The following is a 15690-nucleotide window of genomic DNA, read 5'->3' on the forward strand; positions in this document are numbered from 1 at the left end:
TAAATCAAAATATATTATTGTGATTTAAACATAAAGACCATTATAGGGTTGTCTTGTATTATAGATAAAGATGGATACATGAAAAAATTATTGATTAGCACTTTTTTAGTCATATTATTTTTTGCTATGGTTTACCCTACGCATGGCCAGGAGCCAAGTGGAACAGTAGCAGGATATGTGAGAGAAGCCAAAACCCAAGAACCTCTGATAGGAGTGGCTGTAAAGCTATTGGGAACTGAACTGGGCGCGGTGACAGATATTAATGGTTTTTTTACAATCAATGAGGTCCCGCCCAAAACCTATACTTTGGAAGCATCCTATATAGGTTTTACCAAAAAACAAGTCTTTAACTTAGCGGTAAGATCAGGGGGAAATCCAGATGTGAACATTTTTCTGGAGGAAGAAGTCAGTGAATTGGAAGGAGTGGTGGTAGTTGCCAATGCCTTTGGTAAAGATGAAGAAACTCCTTTGTCAGTAAATAGGCTTTCGCTGGAGGAAATAGCAACTTATCCTGGCGGAAATAATGATATCGCCAAAGTGGTACAGGCATTGCCAGGTGTGTCCGGATCTGTAGGAGGTTTTAGGAATGATGTGATCATCAGGGGAGGAGCCCCCAACGAAAATGTGTATTACCTCGATGGCATTGAAATACCCAATATCAATCACTTTTCCACCCAAGGTAGTGCGGGTGGTCCTGTGGGCTTGCTCAATGTCTCCTTTTTTGAAGGCGTAAGCCTGTCTACCAGTGCTTTTACGGCCAATTATGATAATGTGCTTTCAGGCGTCCTGCAATTTGACCAAAGAAACGGCAATAACAGGAAGTTTCATTCTAATGTTCGTGTAAGCAGCAGTGAGGCTGCTTTGACTTTGGAAGGGCCTTTATTCAAAGGGGACAAAGATGATTCAAGGACTTCTTTTATTGCTTCAGTGAGAAGGTCTTATTTACAGGTTTTGTTCAAAGCACTGGAATTACCTTTTTTACCTGATTATTGGGATTTTCAATATAAAGTTTCCCACGAAATTGATAGGTATAATAGTTTGATATTTACTGGACTAGGTTCTATCGATGATTTTGCCATTAATCAACCTGATGATATCGATGAGGAACAACAGGCCACGCTTGATCAGCTTCCCGTTATTAAACAATGGTCAAGTACACATGGTGCGGTGTGGAAAAGACGATTCAAAAATGGAAGTGGATATATGACCACTGCTTTGAGCAATAATATACTGAATAATAATTTCAGGCAATTTGAAGATGTGGCCAATGAAGAAGGGGAATACCTTACCAATGATGCTCAGGAACAGGAGACCAAGCTTCGGTATAATTTGACCAAGTTTATAGGAGCATGGACATTAAGTACAGGGGCTATCCTTCAGCGTGCAGATTATAAAAACAGTTCAGTAGACTTGGTGAACGATTTTGCTTATGAATCTCAGCTGGATTTTTTTCGCTATGGTTTTTATGCTCAGCTGACGCGTAATTTTTTTCAAGAAAAATTGAGTCTTTCTGCTGGCTTCAGGATGGATGGTAATGATTTTATGAATGAAGGAAATAAGCTGTATAAGACTTGGAGTCCCCGGTTTTCCTTTGGATACGTGTTGGATAATGCTCGGAAATGGAGTTTTAACGGTTCCATAGGTAGATATTATAAAATTCCGCCCTATACTGTTCTGGGCTTCCAAAATCTAGCTGGAAAGTTTGTCAATAAAAACACCCAATATATTCAAAGTGATCATTATGTGGCAGGATTTGAGTATTTGATCAATCCATCCACAAGGATTACCTTAGAAGGCTTTTATAAAAAGTATGATAACTATCCAGTGAGCTTAAGCAAAAATGTTTCCTTGGCCAATTTGGGTGGAGATTTTTCAGTGTTGGGAAATGAACCAGTGGCAAGTGTAGGTAAGGGAAGGACCTATGGCACCGAGTTACTTATACAAAAAAAGTTTACCCGAAATTTTTATGGGATTTTGGCATTGACACTTTATAAAAGTGAATATACTGGTTTGGACGAAAATGTTTACCTGCCATCTTCCTGGGACAATAGGACTTTGTTGACCTTTACAGGAGGTTATAAGTTTGAAAAGAATTGGGAAATTAGTACACGCATAAGGTATTTGGGAAAAACACCAATTGCACCAGTGGATGAAGAGGCTACCTTGGAAAGTTATCCTGCTATTATCAAAGACTATAACAGGCAAGGTGAAATTCTTCTTAATCCATTTAACCAGACTGATCTAAGGGTGGACAAAAAGTGGAATTTCAATAATTTCACCTTTAATGCCTTTTTGGAATTCCAAAATCTTTTTGGTCAAGATACTCCTTCCGAACCACTTTATGGATTGGATCGTGATGATGAAGGAAATATCACAGAACCAAGGACACTTAAGGAGATTCCTGCTATTTCCAGTGGATCTGTACTGCCTTCCATAGGATTGGTATTGGATTTTTAAGTATGGATAGAACAATTTGAGGGCTTGTCACATGACAAGCCCTCCGCTAGAACCAGTGAAAAATCCATTAGTAAGGTACTTGGCTTTTATATTTTGATGGACTGCATCCAAATTGTTTTTGGAAGCATTTGCTGAAGTATTTGGGATTGTTAAACCCAACCATATAACTGATTTCAGCCACCTTGAAATCTCCTTGTAATAATAATTGAGCGGCTCTTTTTAACCGGATGATGTTTATAAAATCATTTGGGGTATGTCCGGTAATGGCTTTGATCTTTTCAAATAATAAGGTACGGCTTAGCCCCATTTCTTTTACAAAAGCGGCGATATCGAAATCAGCATCATCGATATGATTTTCGACCACTTCAATGGCAGTTTTCATCCATTCATTATCTTTATTGGAGACAGCAATGCCCGAAGGTTCCAGATCAGGCTTTTGTTTAAATGTATCGATTAAACTTTGTCTGGTGTTGAGCAAATTGCGGACTTTCGATATCAGCAGGTCCAATGGGAAGGGCTTACTGAGGTAATCATCAGCCCCGGAAGCATAGCCTTCTCTTTGATAATCGTAAGCGCTGCGTGCCGTAAGCAGTATAATTGGAATATGACTAGTCATCAGGTCCTGTTTGAGTAAGGAACACATGGCCACACCATCCATTTTGGGCATCATAACATCAGAAATAATAAAGTCAGGTTGATACACCTTGGACATTTCTAAGCCTTCCTCTCCGTTTTTTGCGGTGATCACCTGAAAATGTTGGGCCAACACTCCTTTCATCAGCGAGAGCAGTTCCACATTGTCTTCAACCAATAAGAGTTTTTTGCTCAGTAAGCTGGGATCTGGTTGAATCGATGTGCCTGTATTTTCAAGGGAACTTAGTAAGTGCCGGTCTATGCTATTCAGCTCTTGCTCTATCGGTAGGTTTTTGGACTCCTGATGGCTAGGGAATTCCTTAAAATCATGTGGAGCAAAATGCGCTTTTCCACAAGGAATCAAAACCGTAAAAGTAGTTTTTTTATTAGGCTGACTTTCCATGTAAATTTGTCCATGATGGAATTCCACGATGTTTTTGCTCAATGCCAAGCCTATCCCTGTACCCGCAGTTAATTTTCCATCTCCATTTTGTACTTGGAAGAATCTTTCGAATATTTTATCCTGATGTTCTGCCAGGATTCCCTTGCCATTATCTTCTACTTCTAGGGCCAATGCGCTTAAGTTTTCTTCCTTGAAAGGTAAAGACCCCTTATACAGATTTATGGCTATTTTTCCTCCATCGGAGGTGAATTTAAAAGCATTATAGATCAGGTTATAGCAGACTTTTTCCATTTGATCCAAATCAAACCAAACCGTTGCAGGAAGATGGGGGGCACAATTTAAACTAAAGTCAATATTCCTATGTTTGGCCATTGCTTCAAATGATGTGAAAATATTTTGTGAAAATTGCTTCGGATCAATTTCTTGGACCTCGAGTTTTACATGCCCTGTTTCTTGCTTCCTAAATTCCAATAATTGGTTGATCAGCCGCAACAATCTGGAGGCGTTATTATGGATGGAATTGAGCTGAAAATGTACTTGCTGAGATATATCCGTCCTGGATAATAACTGCTCCAAGGGGACTTTGATCAACATGAGCGGAGTCCTTAACTCATGGGAGATATTGGTGAAGAAGCGAAGTTTAAGTTGGTTGATTTCTTCTTGTTTTTGATGCTCCAAGCGTTCGAACCGTAGATCATTTTTTAACTTTATTCGGAAACTAATGATGGATTTAATGATGTAAGCTAATAAAATGCCCAGTAAGATATAAGCCAAATAGGCCGGAGTACTTTGGTACCAGGGAGGAAGCACAATCAATTGTAATATTCTTTCTTCAGAACTCTGTAGCTTGTTTTCTGAAGTGGTTTTTAGCCTAAAGGTATATTCACCAGCTTTTAGGTTGGTATAAGGAGCATACCTTCTATCAGCGTCCGTATAGATCCAATTATTGTCAAAACCATCCAATTTATAGGCATATTGGATTTTATCCTGCCCATTGAATTCTAATGAACTAAAAGCCAATTCAAAGCTATTATGTACATCATTTAGTACAAGTTTGTCACTGAAACTGATGCTTTTCTGCAGAAGTATTTTGTTTTCTACAGTATCTCCTGGGCTGACCAAGTGATTCAAAACCCTTAACTGCGTTAATTCAGGTGTCTTAGGTACCTGGGTTTGTCTTACTTGATCCGGCAAAAAGGCATTGAATCCATTGGTGCCACCAAAATATAATTTACCTGTGTTTTCATCCTTATAGGCAGCCCCGAGATTAAATTCATCAGATTGAAGTCCGTCATCCGCAGTGAAGTTTTTGAAAGTTCCTTTTTCGGGGTTAAAAAGGGTAAGTCCTTTTACCGTGCTGATCCATAATTGCCCGGTATTGTCTTCCAATACAGCCTTGATCACATCGCTTGGAAGACCATCTTTTTCCCTAAAATGTGAAAAATGTCCCGTATTAGGGTCCATCCTATTGAGGCCTCCCCCAAAAGTACCTATCCATAAATAGCCGTTTTTATCTTCATAGATGCTGGTGATGATATTGTGACTGATACTGTTGGCTTGGTTTTGATCATGTTGGTAATAGGTAAAATGGCCGTTGCTGAAATTATACTGGTTCAGGCCACCTCCATAAGTCCCTATCCATAATCTGTTTTGCCTGTCGAGTAGCAGCGATCTTATATCATTAAAACTTGGTGTCTTACGGTTATTGGCTTCATATAAAAAGTGTTTAAATTTTCCTGTCTTGGGATCAAATTGATTGAGACCACCTCCATTGGCAGTCCCAATCCACAGATGACCTTCCTGATCTTCTGTTATGGCCCACACCTCATTTTTGCTTAGTGAAGTAGGATCATTTTCTTGATATAAATAGGTACTGAATTTTCCTGTAGCAGGATGGTAGCCGTATAGTCCGGAACCATCTGTGCCTATCCACAGTTTTCCATTCTGGTCTTCAAAGATGACTTGTACATTGGTCTGTTCAGGTTTATTGCTGCCATATTCCGGTAGTGCTATTTGTTCAAATTCAGTTTTTTGCTTTCTTTTTAGATTTAAACCGCCGTTAAACATTCCCACCCAAAGATGGCTTTCCCTGTCCTTCAAAATGGATTTAACCATTTTTCCAGAAAGACTACCTGGATGATTGCTTTGTGGCCGGTAATGTTCGAAATGTTGTGCTTTCGGATTGATTTTATTAAGCCCTTCCCCCGAATACATCCCAATCCATATATTGCCATCTTTATCTTCAAATAGCTTATAGACAGATCGTCCATTTAGGCTATATGGGTCGGAGGGATTGTCCACATAATGAAACATTTTATCTGTTTGCTGGTCTAAAACAAAGAGGCCACCACCAAGGGTCCCAATCCATAGATGCCCTTGCTGATCCTCCAAAAAACCAGTAATGTTTTCTTTGACCATCTTGCGAGATAGGGAAGGGGACACAGGAATAAATTGTTGAAATATTTCTTCATCTTTTGATCGTTTGAAGACACCGTGCTTCTCTGTTCCTACCCATATGGTACCTTCGCTATCTTCATAAAATGCTTTGATGGATTTGATTTTTTCTCCTTGATGATGAATGGGGACTTCAATAAATTTGCTTGCATTTGGTGCCAAAACCTGCATACCTGCCTCATAGGTACCTATCCAAATATTTCCTTTACTATCTTCAAAAACTTGCCAAATTTTATTATCATTAATACTTGAATTAAACTTATTTAAATAATTGAATTCTAGTGTTTTAAGATAGTTGTGTAAAGTGATTTCTTTAATGTGTTTTTCAGGGCATATTTTATAGATTCCATCAGATAATGTACTTACCCATATATTTCCACTCTTATCGATGATGAGATTATTGGTCTTTGCAGAATTAGTCAAATCGGGAATTGGACGCTGTTCGTTTAGGGGAAAAAATTCTTCGGTTTTGGGATCAAATATATTGATGCCACCACCCTCCGTACTGATCCAAATGAATCCATGTTTATCTTGGACCAAATCCCTGATCACATTATTTCTCAGGCTAGTATTATTATTAGGGGTATGTTTAAAAATGGTAAATTGGTAACCATCGTATTTGGCCAGGCCGTCATCGGTCCCAAACCATAAGAATCCTTTTTGGTCCTGCATGATGGCCAGAACGGAATTTTGTGGCAAGCCATCCTGTGAGGTATAGTGGGTGAATTTATAAAAAGGATGTCCAGTTCCTTGTGCCTGTAAATTCCAGGCGTTAGGAGAGAATGTCGAAACTAAAATACAAAGTAATGCCATAAAGGAATTTATGCAGTAGTCTTTCCTTTTGCCAATACTTACAGCCTTTTGATCAATGAAACAATTAGGGAAAATCATGGGTATTAATTCAGAATTCTAATCTAATTTTTTCCGTTGATATCTTCCGAATCAAATTTGGATAATATAGGAAATGGACGATTTTTTCCCGCTTTTCGGACTTTTATATCCCTGATCGGATGATTTTTACCCTTTATCCGGATGATTCTTTATCTCTTTGGTAAATACATTATCTAGCTTTGTTGTAAAGGTTATTGATATCATTTCTTGCTGTACAGCTGACTACTTGATATGTAAAAGAGTTTTTATTTATAACAATCAACTTAACCCCAAAAATATGTATCTGAATAACTACATTAAAAAGTGGCTGATACTGTTTATGATATTTTTTTCCGGCCATGTGATGGCGCAGGAGATAAATATTAAAGGAACAGTGATAGATGCCAATACTGGTGAGAGTATTCCCGGTGTGAATATTTTGGTAGAAGGTAGTACCAAGGGAACCGTGTCGGATTTGGATGGCAATTTTGATATTACCGCAGATAAGGGACAGGTACTGGTATTTAGCTATATAGGTTATGTCTCCCAAAATATCACTATAGCCAATGAAACTACACTAACTGTCAGCATGGAAACGGATTCAAAGCAATTGGAAGAAGTGCTGGTCATTGGATATGGTGAACAGTCAAGGGAAACCTTAACCTCATCAGTGGCCAAATTGGATAAGAAGGTATTGGAAAATGTGCCTTTTGCCAACGCTGCTTCTGCCTTGCAGGGAACCGTTTCAGGAGTAAGGGTACAAACGACCACGGGCCAGCCTGGAGCTGCTCCAAGGATTATTGTACGAGGAGGTACTTCTATCAACAATCCCGATGGAGCCACACCTCTATATATTATAGATGGGGTCATTCGAAATGGGATGACTGATCTTAATCCTGATGATATTGAATCACTACAGGTGTTAAAAGATGCTGCTGCAACAGCCATATACGGTGCCAGAGGTTCCAATGGAGTGGTTATTATTACCACAAAGACAGGTAAAGTGGGCAAGACCTCGGTGACATATCGCTATAATATCAGTGCTTCAGAAATGTGGAACCGCTATGATATGGCTTCCGCAAGGGATTATATTTATTTCAATAGGAAAGGGGTTTTAGCAACTGCTGAAAAGCACCCAGAGCATCTTTTCCGACTTGATTTGGCCAGTGGTTTTGGTGTGGGTAATGACCTGAGCAATAATACGGCATTCACCCCCCAATACCTTACCGCTGAAAATGAATACAAGCTCAATGAGGGCTGGCAGCAAATGCCCGACCCAGTGGATCCTTCCAAGACCATCATTTTCGCTGAGACGGATTGGCAGGATGTCTTATTTCAAACCGCAATCAGCCAAAACCATTATATCAATGTCAGTGGTGGTTCCGAAAAAGCCCGTTTTGATCTTGGTGTTGGATATTTGGACAATGAAGGAGTGGCCATCAATACCGACTTCAAAAGATTTACCACCAGAATGAATGGAGATATTCAGGTGAATGATAAACTAGGTGTGTATGGTAGGCTGAATTTCTCTTCTAGCTCTGATAACCAAGTGTACAGTGAGAATCAATTGTTCCAACGGGCCCTGGGATTGCCGCCTACGACCAAGTTATACTATGAAGATGGTTCTTTGGCTCCAGGACGGAACAGGAGCATGGGAAATCCTATGTATCATCTCAATAGGAGAAAGGCCTTGAATGTCACCAACCGGGCAACACTCTCTGGAGGGGCCAACTGGGAAATCTTTAAGGATTTCACCTTTGAACCGATGGCTTCATTGTACTTTGTTCAGGCGACCAATAATAGTTTCCAGAAATCCTACTATAACGGTCCCACCCAATTTGTGGATTCAAGGGAAGCTTCAAGTTCCAACTCGATCTATTGGCAAAAGCAATTTGACGGAGTGTTCAGCTATCATAAGGGCATAGGACTGCATAATTTCCAGTTTAAACTAGGAGGGTCTTATTTTGACAGAAAGGATTATGGCGCGTCTGCCTCTGGCAGAGGAGCAGCCTCTGACCTGGTCCCTACTTTAAATGCTTCAGCAGAACCTACAGCTGTTAGCAGTTCTTTGAGTCAGCAGGTAATTATTGGATATTTTGGAAGGGTGAATTATGATTTTGATAAGAAATACCTCTTTTCCTTTACCGCTAGATATGATGGAGCATCCAATTTGGGAGCCAATAACTATTGGGGATTTTTCCCTGGAGTTTCTGCCGGTTGGAACCTGCACAGGGAAGACTTTTGGTCCAATATGCCAGAACAGTTATCCTCTTTAAAACTGCGTGCTTCCTATGGGGTAAATGGAAATATAGGTAATCTGTCTGATTTTCACGCCCAAGGACTTTATTCAGTGGGAAACCGCTATTATGACCAAGCTGCCATCCAAAATAACAGAATGGCCAACCAAGACCTAAAATGGGAACGGTCGGGTACATTTGACCTTGGTTTAGACATGGGATTATTCAATGACCGTGTGACCTTGATTGCCGACTATTACAACCGCTTGACAGATAACCTGCTGACCAATTTGGAATTGCCACAGTCAACTGGTTTTAGCAGTATCTTGACCAATTTAGGTTCTTTGAGAAATGAAGGTGTAGAAATGGAGATTTTTGCTGCGATTATCCAAAACAAAGATTTTTCTTGGAACCTCTCTACTAATGCCTCTTATAATATCAATACGGTGGTGGAACTTCCAGAAAATGGCAATGAAAACAATAGAATTGGTGGAGTATTGGTCTATGATCCTGTATTGGGACAGTATACATGGAAAGGTGGACTGCAGGAAAGTGGCAGATTAGGTGATCTATTTGCCTATCAACAGCTAGGTATCTACGCCACAGACCAAGAAGCTGCAGAAGCACCTTATGATGCCTTGATACCGGGGACAGATAAAAGTAAGTTTGGAGGAGATACCCATTGGGCAGACTTGGACCAAAATGATTCCATTGACAGTCGTGACAGAGTATATGCCGGAAATATTTATCCAAAATGGACCGGAGGCTTTACCAATACTTTGAATTACAAAGGCCTTTCATTGACATTGCGTACAGACTTTGCTTTGGGTCATACCATTTATCATGAGTCTCGTGCAAGGTTTAATGGCCAATATCAAGGTGATATTGGTATCCTTGAAGAGACTACTACATCTTGGCAGGAGCAAGGTGATGTGACCAATATCGCTAGGTATTATTGGGCTGATCAGTTGGCGCAGAACAATTCTTTCCGTGGGAATACTTTTTACTATGAAAAAGGGGATTATTTGGCGATTAGGGAGCTTACACTGAGTTACAATCTTCCCAAAGCGTGGACGGAAAAACTGAAAATTGGCCATATAAGAACCTATTTTACGGGGACTAACCTGCATTATTTTACGAGTTACACGGGATTGAACCCTGAAGATGGAGGAACCGATTCTGGCAGGTATCCTATTCCCAGAAGTTTTCTTTTCGGTGTGAATGTTAATTTCTAATCCAAACAGCAAAGCAATGAAAATTCTTAAAAATATAATAATGACAGGATTAGCAGGAGTGGGCCTTTTATTTGCTACGGCTTCCTGTACAGATAATTTGGAGTTGACTCCGACTAGTATCATTACGGTATCCGGTTTCTGGACTTCGGAGGATAATGCCAAAGGAGCCTTAAACGGCATGTACGTTCGCTTTAGGGATGAGGCAGCAGATAATCTCTTCATGTGGGGAGAAAGCCGGAGCGGAACGCTTTCCTATGGCCTACAGGCTTCACAGGGATTGGAGCGGTATTTTGAAAATACTTTGGATCCGAATTTTTCCGGACCTCAATGGCTAAGGATGTACACTGTAATTCATGATGCCAATCTGATCATCAAGTATGTGCCTGGAATAGATTTTACAGTAGTAGAAGATAAAAACAGGATGTTGGCAGAGGCTTATACCATGAGGGCTTATGCTTATTTCACCATGGCCAAGACATGGGGTGCAGTGCCATTGGTAACAGCCCCTACAGAAGGGTATGATGCGGAAACTACTTTTAGGGAAAGAGCAGCTGTAGAAGATGTATTTGTACAAATAAAGGAGGACCTTAATAATGCCTTGTCCCTTTATCCTGATAATTCCCTATCAGTAGGTAAAGCAAGTTGGTCTAAACCAGCCGCGAATGCGCTCAAAGGAGATGTTTATCTATGGACAGCCAAGAGATTGGATGGAGGAAATGCTGACATTCAAACCGCTTTAACTGCTTTGGAGGAAGCGGATGTAACAGCACTTAGCTTAGAGGAGAATTTTGATGATATTTTCCGATATGATAATAAAGGAAACGATGAGGTTCTTATGGCCGTACATTTTAGGGATTTGGAATCTGGTACCAATTATAATAACAATATGTACATCCCAGATGAACAAATTCCCAATGATGCGAGTTCAGAAGTATTGGAGATCTTGGGACAAGGAGGGGGCCTTAACAGGTGGGGACCTTCAGCCTTGGTCACATCTGCTTACAGCGCTGAAGATCAAAGAAAGAATGCCACTTTTTTGAATATCACTACTCCTGGCGAGGGAGGACAAATGGAATCCTATGCGCGGGTGGTGACCAAGCTGAGAGGTTATGTGGACGCTTCAGGAAGAAGGTTTTTGGATGATGTGGTGATTTATCGATATGCCGATGTGCTGTTGATGATTGCAGAGGCAAAAAATGCACTTGGACAGGATCCTTCAGCCGAGATCAATTTGGTAAGACAGCGTGCCTATGGTGATGATTTTGAAGCCCACCGTTTTGTGGATATGGGAAAAGAGGCCAATGATGAGGCGATTTTACAGGAGCGCTTGCTGGAATTGGCTTTTGAAGGTAAAAGGTGGTGGGACCTGGTCCGCTTTGACAAAGCATTTGAGCTGGTTCCTTCTTTACAAGGAAGGGAAAATAGCCAATACTTGTTATTATGGCCTATTTCGCTCAATACCATCAGTTTAAATTCTAAAATTACCCAAAACCCAGGTTACGGAAATTAAATACCATGAGGCTGTCGCAAATGTGTTAAGTTGTAAGTATTTGGACATTGAACATGTCGTAATGCCGAAATGGGAAGCAGGATCATACATGGTATATGAGACTGTCAATCCCTTCTTCGTTGAACCTTCCTTCGGCAGAGAGCTTTGCATTGACTTAATATATATTGAGACAGCCTCCATTAATCCCTGATTAATATTATGAAATTTGATAAAATAAAAGGACTTGTAGCTGCTACATTCACACCATTCGATCAAAATGGTCAGCTAAATACAAGCATGGTGCCGCAACAGGCCAAATCACTGCTAAAGCATCAAATTGCAGGCGCATTTATTGCAGGAACTACTGGTGAAGGAGCTGCGCTCACCTTGGAAGAAAAATTAGCCCTAATGGCTGCTTGGGCACCATTCTCCAATGGAGACTTTAAGGTAATGGCCATGCTTGGAGGAACCAACCAGGTTGAAGCCATAAGACTAGCCGAAAGCGCTCATCAATTGGGACTTTATGGTATTTCACTTACCGCTCCCTATTATATGCGTCCAAATTCGGTACAGCAATTGGTGGATTATTTTGAGCCTATTGCAGCAGTAGCTCCTGATCAGGCTTTTTATTTTTATCACATTCCCCTTCTCAGCAAGGTGGAACTTCCAATGGAGGAATTTTTGAGAGAAGCCGGCCTTCGTATTCCTAATTTTGTGGGTATCAAATATACGCATAATGACCTGATGGAATTCAACAGGTGTCTCCGGTTTGCTGGTGGAAAGTACGATATCCTTTGGGGTTGGGATGAAACCATGCTGGCTGGTTTGGCAATGGGAGCACAGGGAGCAGTGGGGAGTACTTATAATTATGCGGCGCCTCTGTATCAAAGCATATTAAAGGCATTTGATGAGAAAGACATCGTATTGGCCAAATCCCTGCAAGAAAAGTCCATAGACCTGATTAGCCTGTTCGGAAAATACGGTGGAGCAGCCTGTGGGAAGGCTATTATGAAATTATGCGGGTTGAACTGTGGTCAATTCAGACTCCCCGTGAAGCAATTGACTGAGGCGGATTATAGCAGTTTACAATCGGATTTAGAAAGAATAGGTTTTTTTGAATTTAGTATAAAGACTTTTTAGTCTTAAAAACGCTCAAAACTGAAAGGACCAATTAATTAGTTGTTCATGAAATCAAGTGTCTATATAAGTTGTATTCTAGTTTTTTTGTTTTGCGGGATAAATGTCCTTGGGCAAAGCTTTTCCAATGGTAATTTGGGAAGTTTTGCCTATGGGACATTACCTGAATTACCAGCAGAAAATGAAGGAGGGCCATCTTTGGGTCAAGCTGGTATGTTTGCAGGAGTTCATGAAGACGTATTGATCCTAGCTGGTGGTGCCAATTTTCCAGGTACAGCACCCTGGAAGGGAGGGACCAAGTATTATTCACAAAAAGTTCATGTGCTGGAGAAATCGAACGGGACATACCGTTGGGTAAAAGGCATCAACCTGCAATTGGCAACGCCCGTAGCCTATGGCACGAGTATTAGCACACCTGAGGGGCTTTTGTGTATAGGTGGGCAAAATCAAGATTCTGTTTTCAAAGAAGTTTTTCTATTAAAATGGAATAGTGAAAGTAGGCAGGTTGAACTCCAGTTTTTACCTGATTTACCTTTGGCACTCTGTAATGCCGCTGGCGGCTTAATTGGCAATCGGGTTTTTTTGGCAGGAGGAGAAGGTAAGGAAGTTTCTAACGCTTTTTTGAGTTTAGATCTGGAAGAAGAAAAACTGATATGGGAGCAGCTAACAAGCTGGCCAGGAGAGGCCCGTTCCCACGCGATGGCAGCCGTCCAAAGTAATGGAGAATATGAGTGTTTTTATTTTTTTGGAGGAAGAAATAAGAAGGGAAATGGCATCAGTGACTTATACAGCAATGCCTTTTGTTATGATCCAATCAGGGCAGAATGGAAAAAAATTAGTCCGCTGCAGGATGGAAATGGGCAGGTATTGAGCTTTTCTGCCGGTACAGCAGCGGCACAGGGAGCAGGTCATATTGTATTTTATGGAGGGGTAAAGGGAGAAACCTTTAATCAACTGGAGCATTATGCAGCAATACTTAAGTCTGCTACCGATAGCTTGACTATAAGTCAAATAATTGAGCAAAGGGATTCGGTTTTAGAAAACCATTCAGGATTTGATCAAAGTGTTTTATTGTACCATACGGTGACGGACAGCTGGCAAAATATGGGGGAATTGCCGTTCAAAACACCGGTGACTACCACTGCTGTAAAATGGGGGACGGATGTGATCCTACCTTCAGGGGAAATTGCCCCAGGGATTAGAACGCCGGAAATCCACAAGGTGGCTTTTGAAAAGGAAGCGGCCTTTGGTTGGATCAATTATACCGTCTTGGGGATATATTTAGCTGCTTTGGTCTTGATGGGAATCTTGATTTCCGGTAAGCAGCATTCCACTGATGATTTCTTTAAAGCTGGTGGTAGGGTGCCATGGTGGGCTGCAGGAATCAGTATTTTTGGCACACAGTTAAGTGCCATTACATTCATGGCTATCCCTGCTAAAACTTTTTCTACGGATTGGACTTTATTTTTCCTACTAATGACCATTATCATGGTGGCTCCGGTGATCATTTATATCTTTTTACCCTTTTTTAGGAGATTGAATATCACCACGGCCTATGAATATTTAGAATTGCGATACAATAGAATGGTTCGATTGGTGGGAAGTCTGATATATATTGGTCTGCAATTAGGGAGGTTGGGGATAGTGCTATTATTGCCTTCATTGGCACTATCGGTAGTTACGGGCATTGATGTGAGCCTGTGTATTTTGATCATGGGCTTACTAAGTGTACTGTATACAGTATTAGGAGGAATAGAGGCGGTGATATGGACAGATGTGATTCAGGTGGTCGTACTATTGGGAGGAGCGATGGTTTGTTTGGCTTTTATATTTGTTGAAATCAATGAAAGCCCGGGGGACTTATGGGCGATGATACAGGATAATAACAAAACCAAGATCTTCGATATGGACTTTGACTTTACGGGGACAAGTTTTTGGGTAGTGCTTATTGGGGGAATAGCTTCCAATATTGTCCAATATGGAAGTGATCAGACTGTGATTCAGCGGTATCTGACGACAAAGGATGAAAAAACGGCTGCCAATGGCATCGCAACGGGAGCATTGATGGCCCTTCCATCTGCCTTGATATTCTTTAGTATTGGGACAGCTCTTTATTTGTTTTATAAGTTGCACCCGGCAGAACTTAGTCCAGCAGTCCAAAATGCGGATAGTATATTCCCCTTTTATATTGTCACTCAATTGCCACAAGGGATTTCTGGGTTGTTGATCGCGGCGGTTTTTGCTGCGGCCATGTCCAGTTTGGACAGTAGCATGAATTCCGTGGCCACGGTGGTGACCACGGATTTTTATAAGCAGCTTTTCCCAAAAGATAACCAAGGAAAAAATACTTTGGGATTTGCGAGATGGGTGACCGTTATTGTAGGAGTGTTTGGGACAGGCTTTGCATTGATTATGGCCAGTTTGGGTCTGCCATCGCTTTGGGATCAGTTTAATATGATCATAGGTCTCTTTGCTGGGGGCTTGGGCGGTATATTTTTGATTGGGATGCTTTCCAAAAAGGTAAATGGAAAAGGGGCTTTGTTGGGACTTTTGTTAAGTGCGGTGGTGCAAGTTACGGTGAAATATTCAAGTGATTTGAGTATCCATTTATATGCCCTTACGGGTTTAATAAGTGCCATGTTATGCAGTTATTTATGCAGTTATTTATTTGATGATCAGAAGGATTTGACAGGTTTGACTATTCATACATTAGGCAAGGAAAAATTGTCACATAAAGAGGAACTAGAAAAAGTGTGAAGTTGAAATTAACTATTC

6 protein-coding genes are annotated in these 15690 nt (G+C 40.8%); 5 read left to right on the top strand and 1 reads right to left on the bottom strand.

The features are described from left to right. Window positions 1-78: 78 nt before the first annotated feature. Entirely contained in the window at window positions 79-2457 is a 2379-nt protein-coding gene (locus KZP23_RS15210; RefSeq protein ID WP_226332643.1) for a TonB-dependent receptor, read from the top strand. A 67-nt stretch (window positions 2458-2524) separates the two neighbouring features. On the opposite strand, the gene KZP23_RS15215 is transcribed toward KZP23_RS15210, so the two are convergent. Further along, entirely contained in the window at window positions 2525-6760 is a 4236-nt protein-coding gene (locus KZP23_RS15215; RefSeq protein ID WP_226332644.1) for a hybrid sensor histidine kinase/response regulator transcription factor, read from the bottom strand. Window positions 6761-7157: 397 nt separating this feature from the next. Here KZP23_RS15215 and KZP23_RS15220 point away from each other — a divergent pair, with 397 nt between their 5' ends. The 4 genes from KZP23_RS15220 to KZP23_RS15235 all read left to right on the top strand — a co-directional run bounded on the left by KZP23_RS15220 (window position 7158) and on the right by KZP23_RS15235 (window position 15672). Then, a complete protein-coding gene (locus KZP23_RS15220) occupies window positions 7158-10289 on the top strand; it encodes a SusC/RagA family TonB-linked outer membrane protein (protein ID WP_226332645.1) in 3132 nt (1043 codons plus the stop codon). A gap of 40 nt (window positions 10290-10329) precedes the next feature. Beyond that, window positions 10330-11799, top strand: a complete 1470-nt coding sequence (locus tag KZP23_RS15225) for a RagB/SusD family nutrient uptake outer membrane protein (RefSeq protein ID WP_226332646.1) — start codon at window positions 10330-10332, stop codon at window positions 11797-11799. Between the two features lie 198 nt (window positions 11800-11997). After that, on the top strand, window positions 11998-12918 hold the full coding sequence (locus KZP23_RS15230) for a dihydrodipicolinate synthase family protein (RefSeq protein WP_226332647.1): 921 nt from the start codon (window positions 11998-12000) through the stop codon (window positions 12916-12918). A 45-nt stretch (window positions 12919-12963) separates the two neighbouring features. After that, window positions 12964-15672, top strand: a complete 2709-nt coding sequence (locus tag KZP23_RS15235; protein ID WP_226332648.1) for a sodium:solute symporter family transporter — start codon at window positions 12964-12966, stop codon at window positions 15670-15672. The last annotated feature ends 18 nt before the right edge of the window (window positions 15673-15690 follow it).

It is taken from the genome of Echinicola marina, from assembly GCF_020463795.1.
Lineage (GTDB): Bacteria > Bacteroidota > Bacteroidia > Cytophagales > Cyclobacteriaceae > Echinicola > Echinicola marina.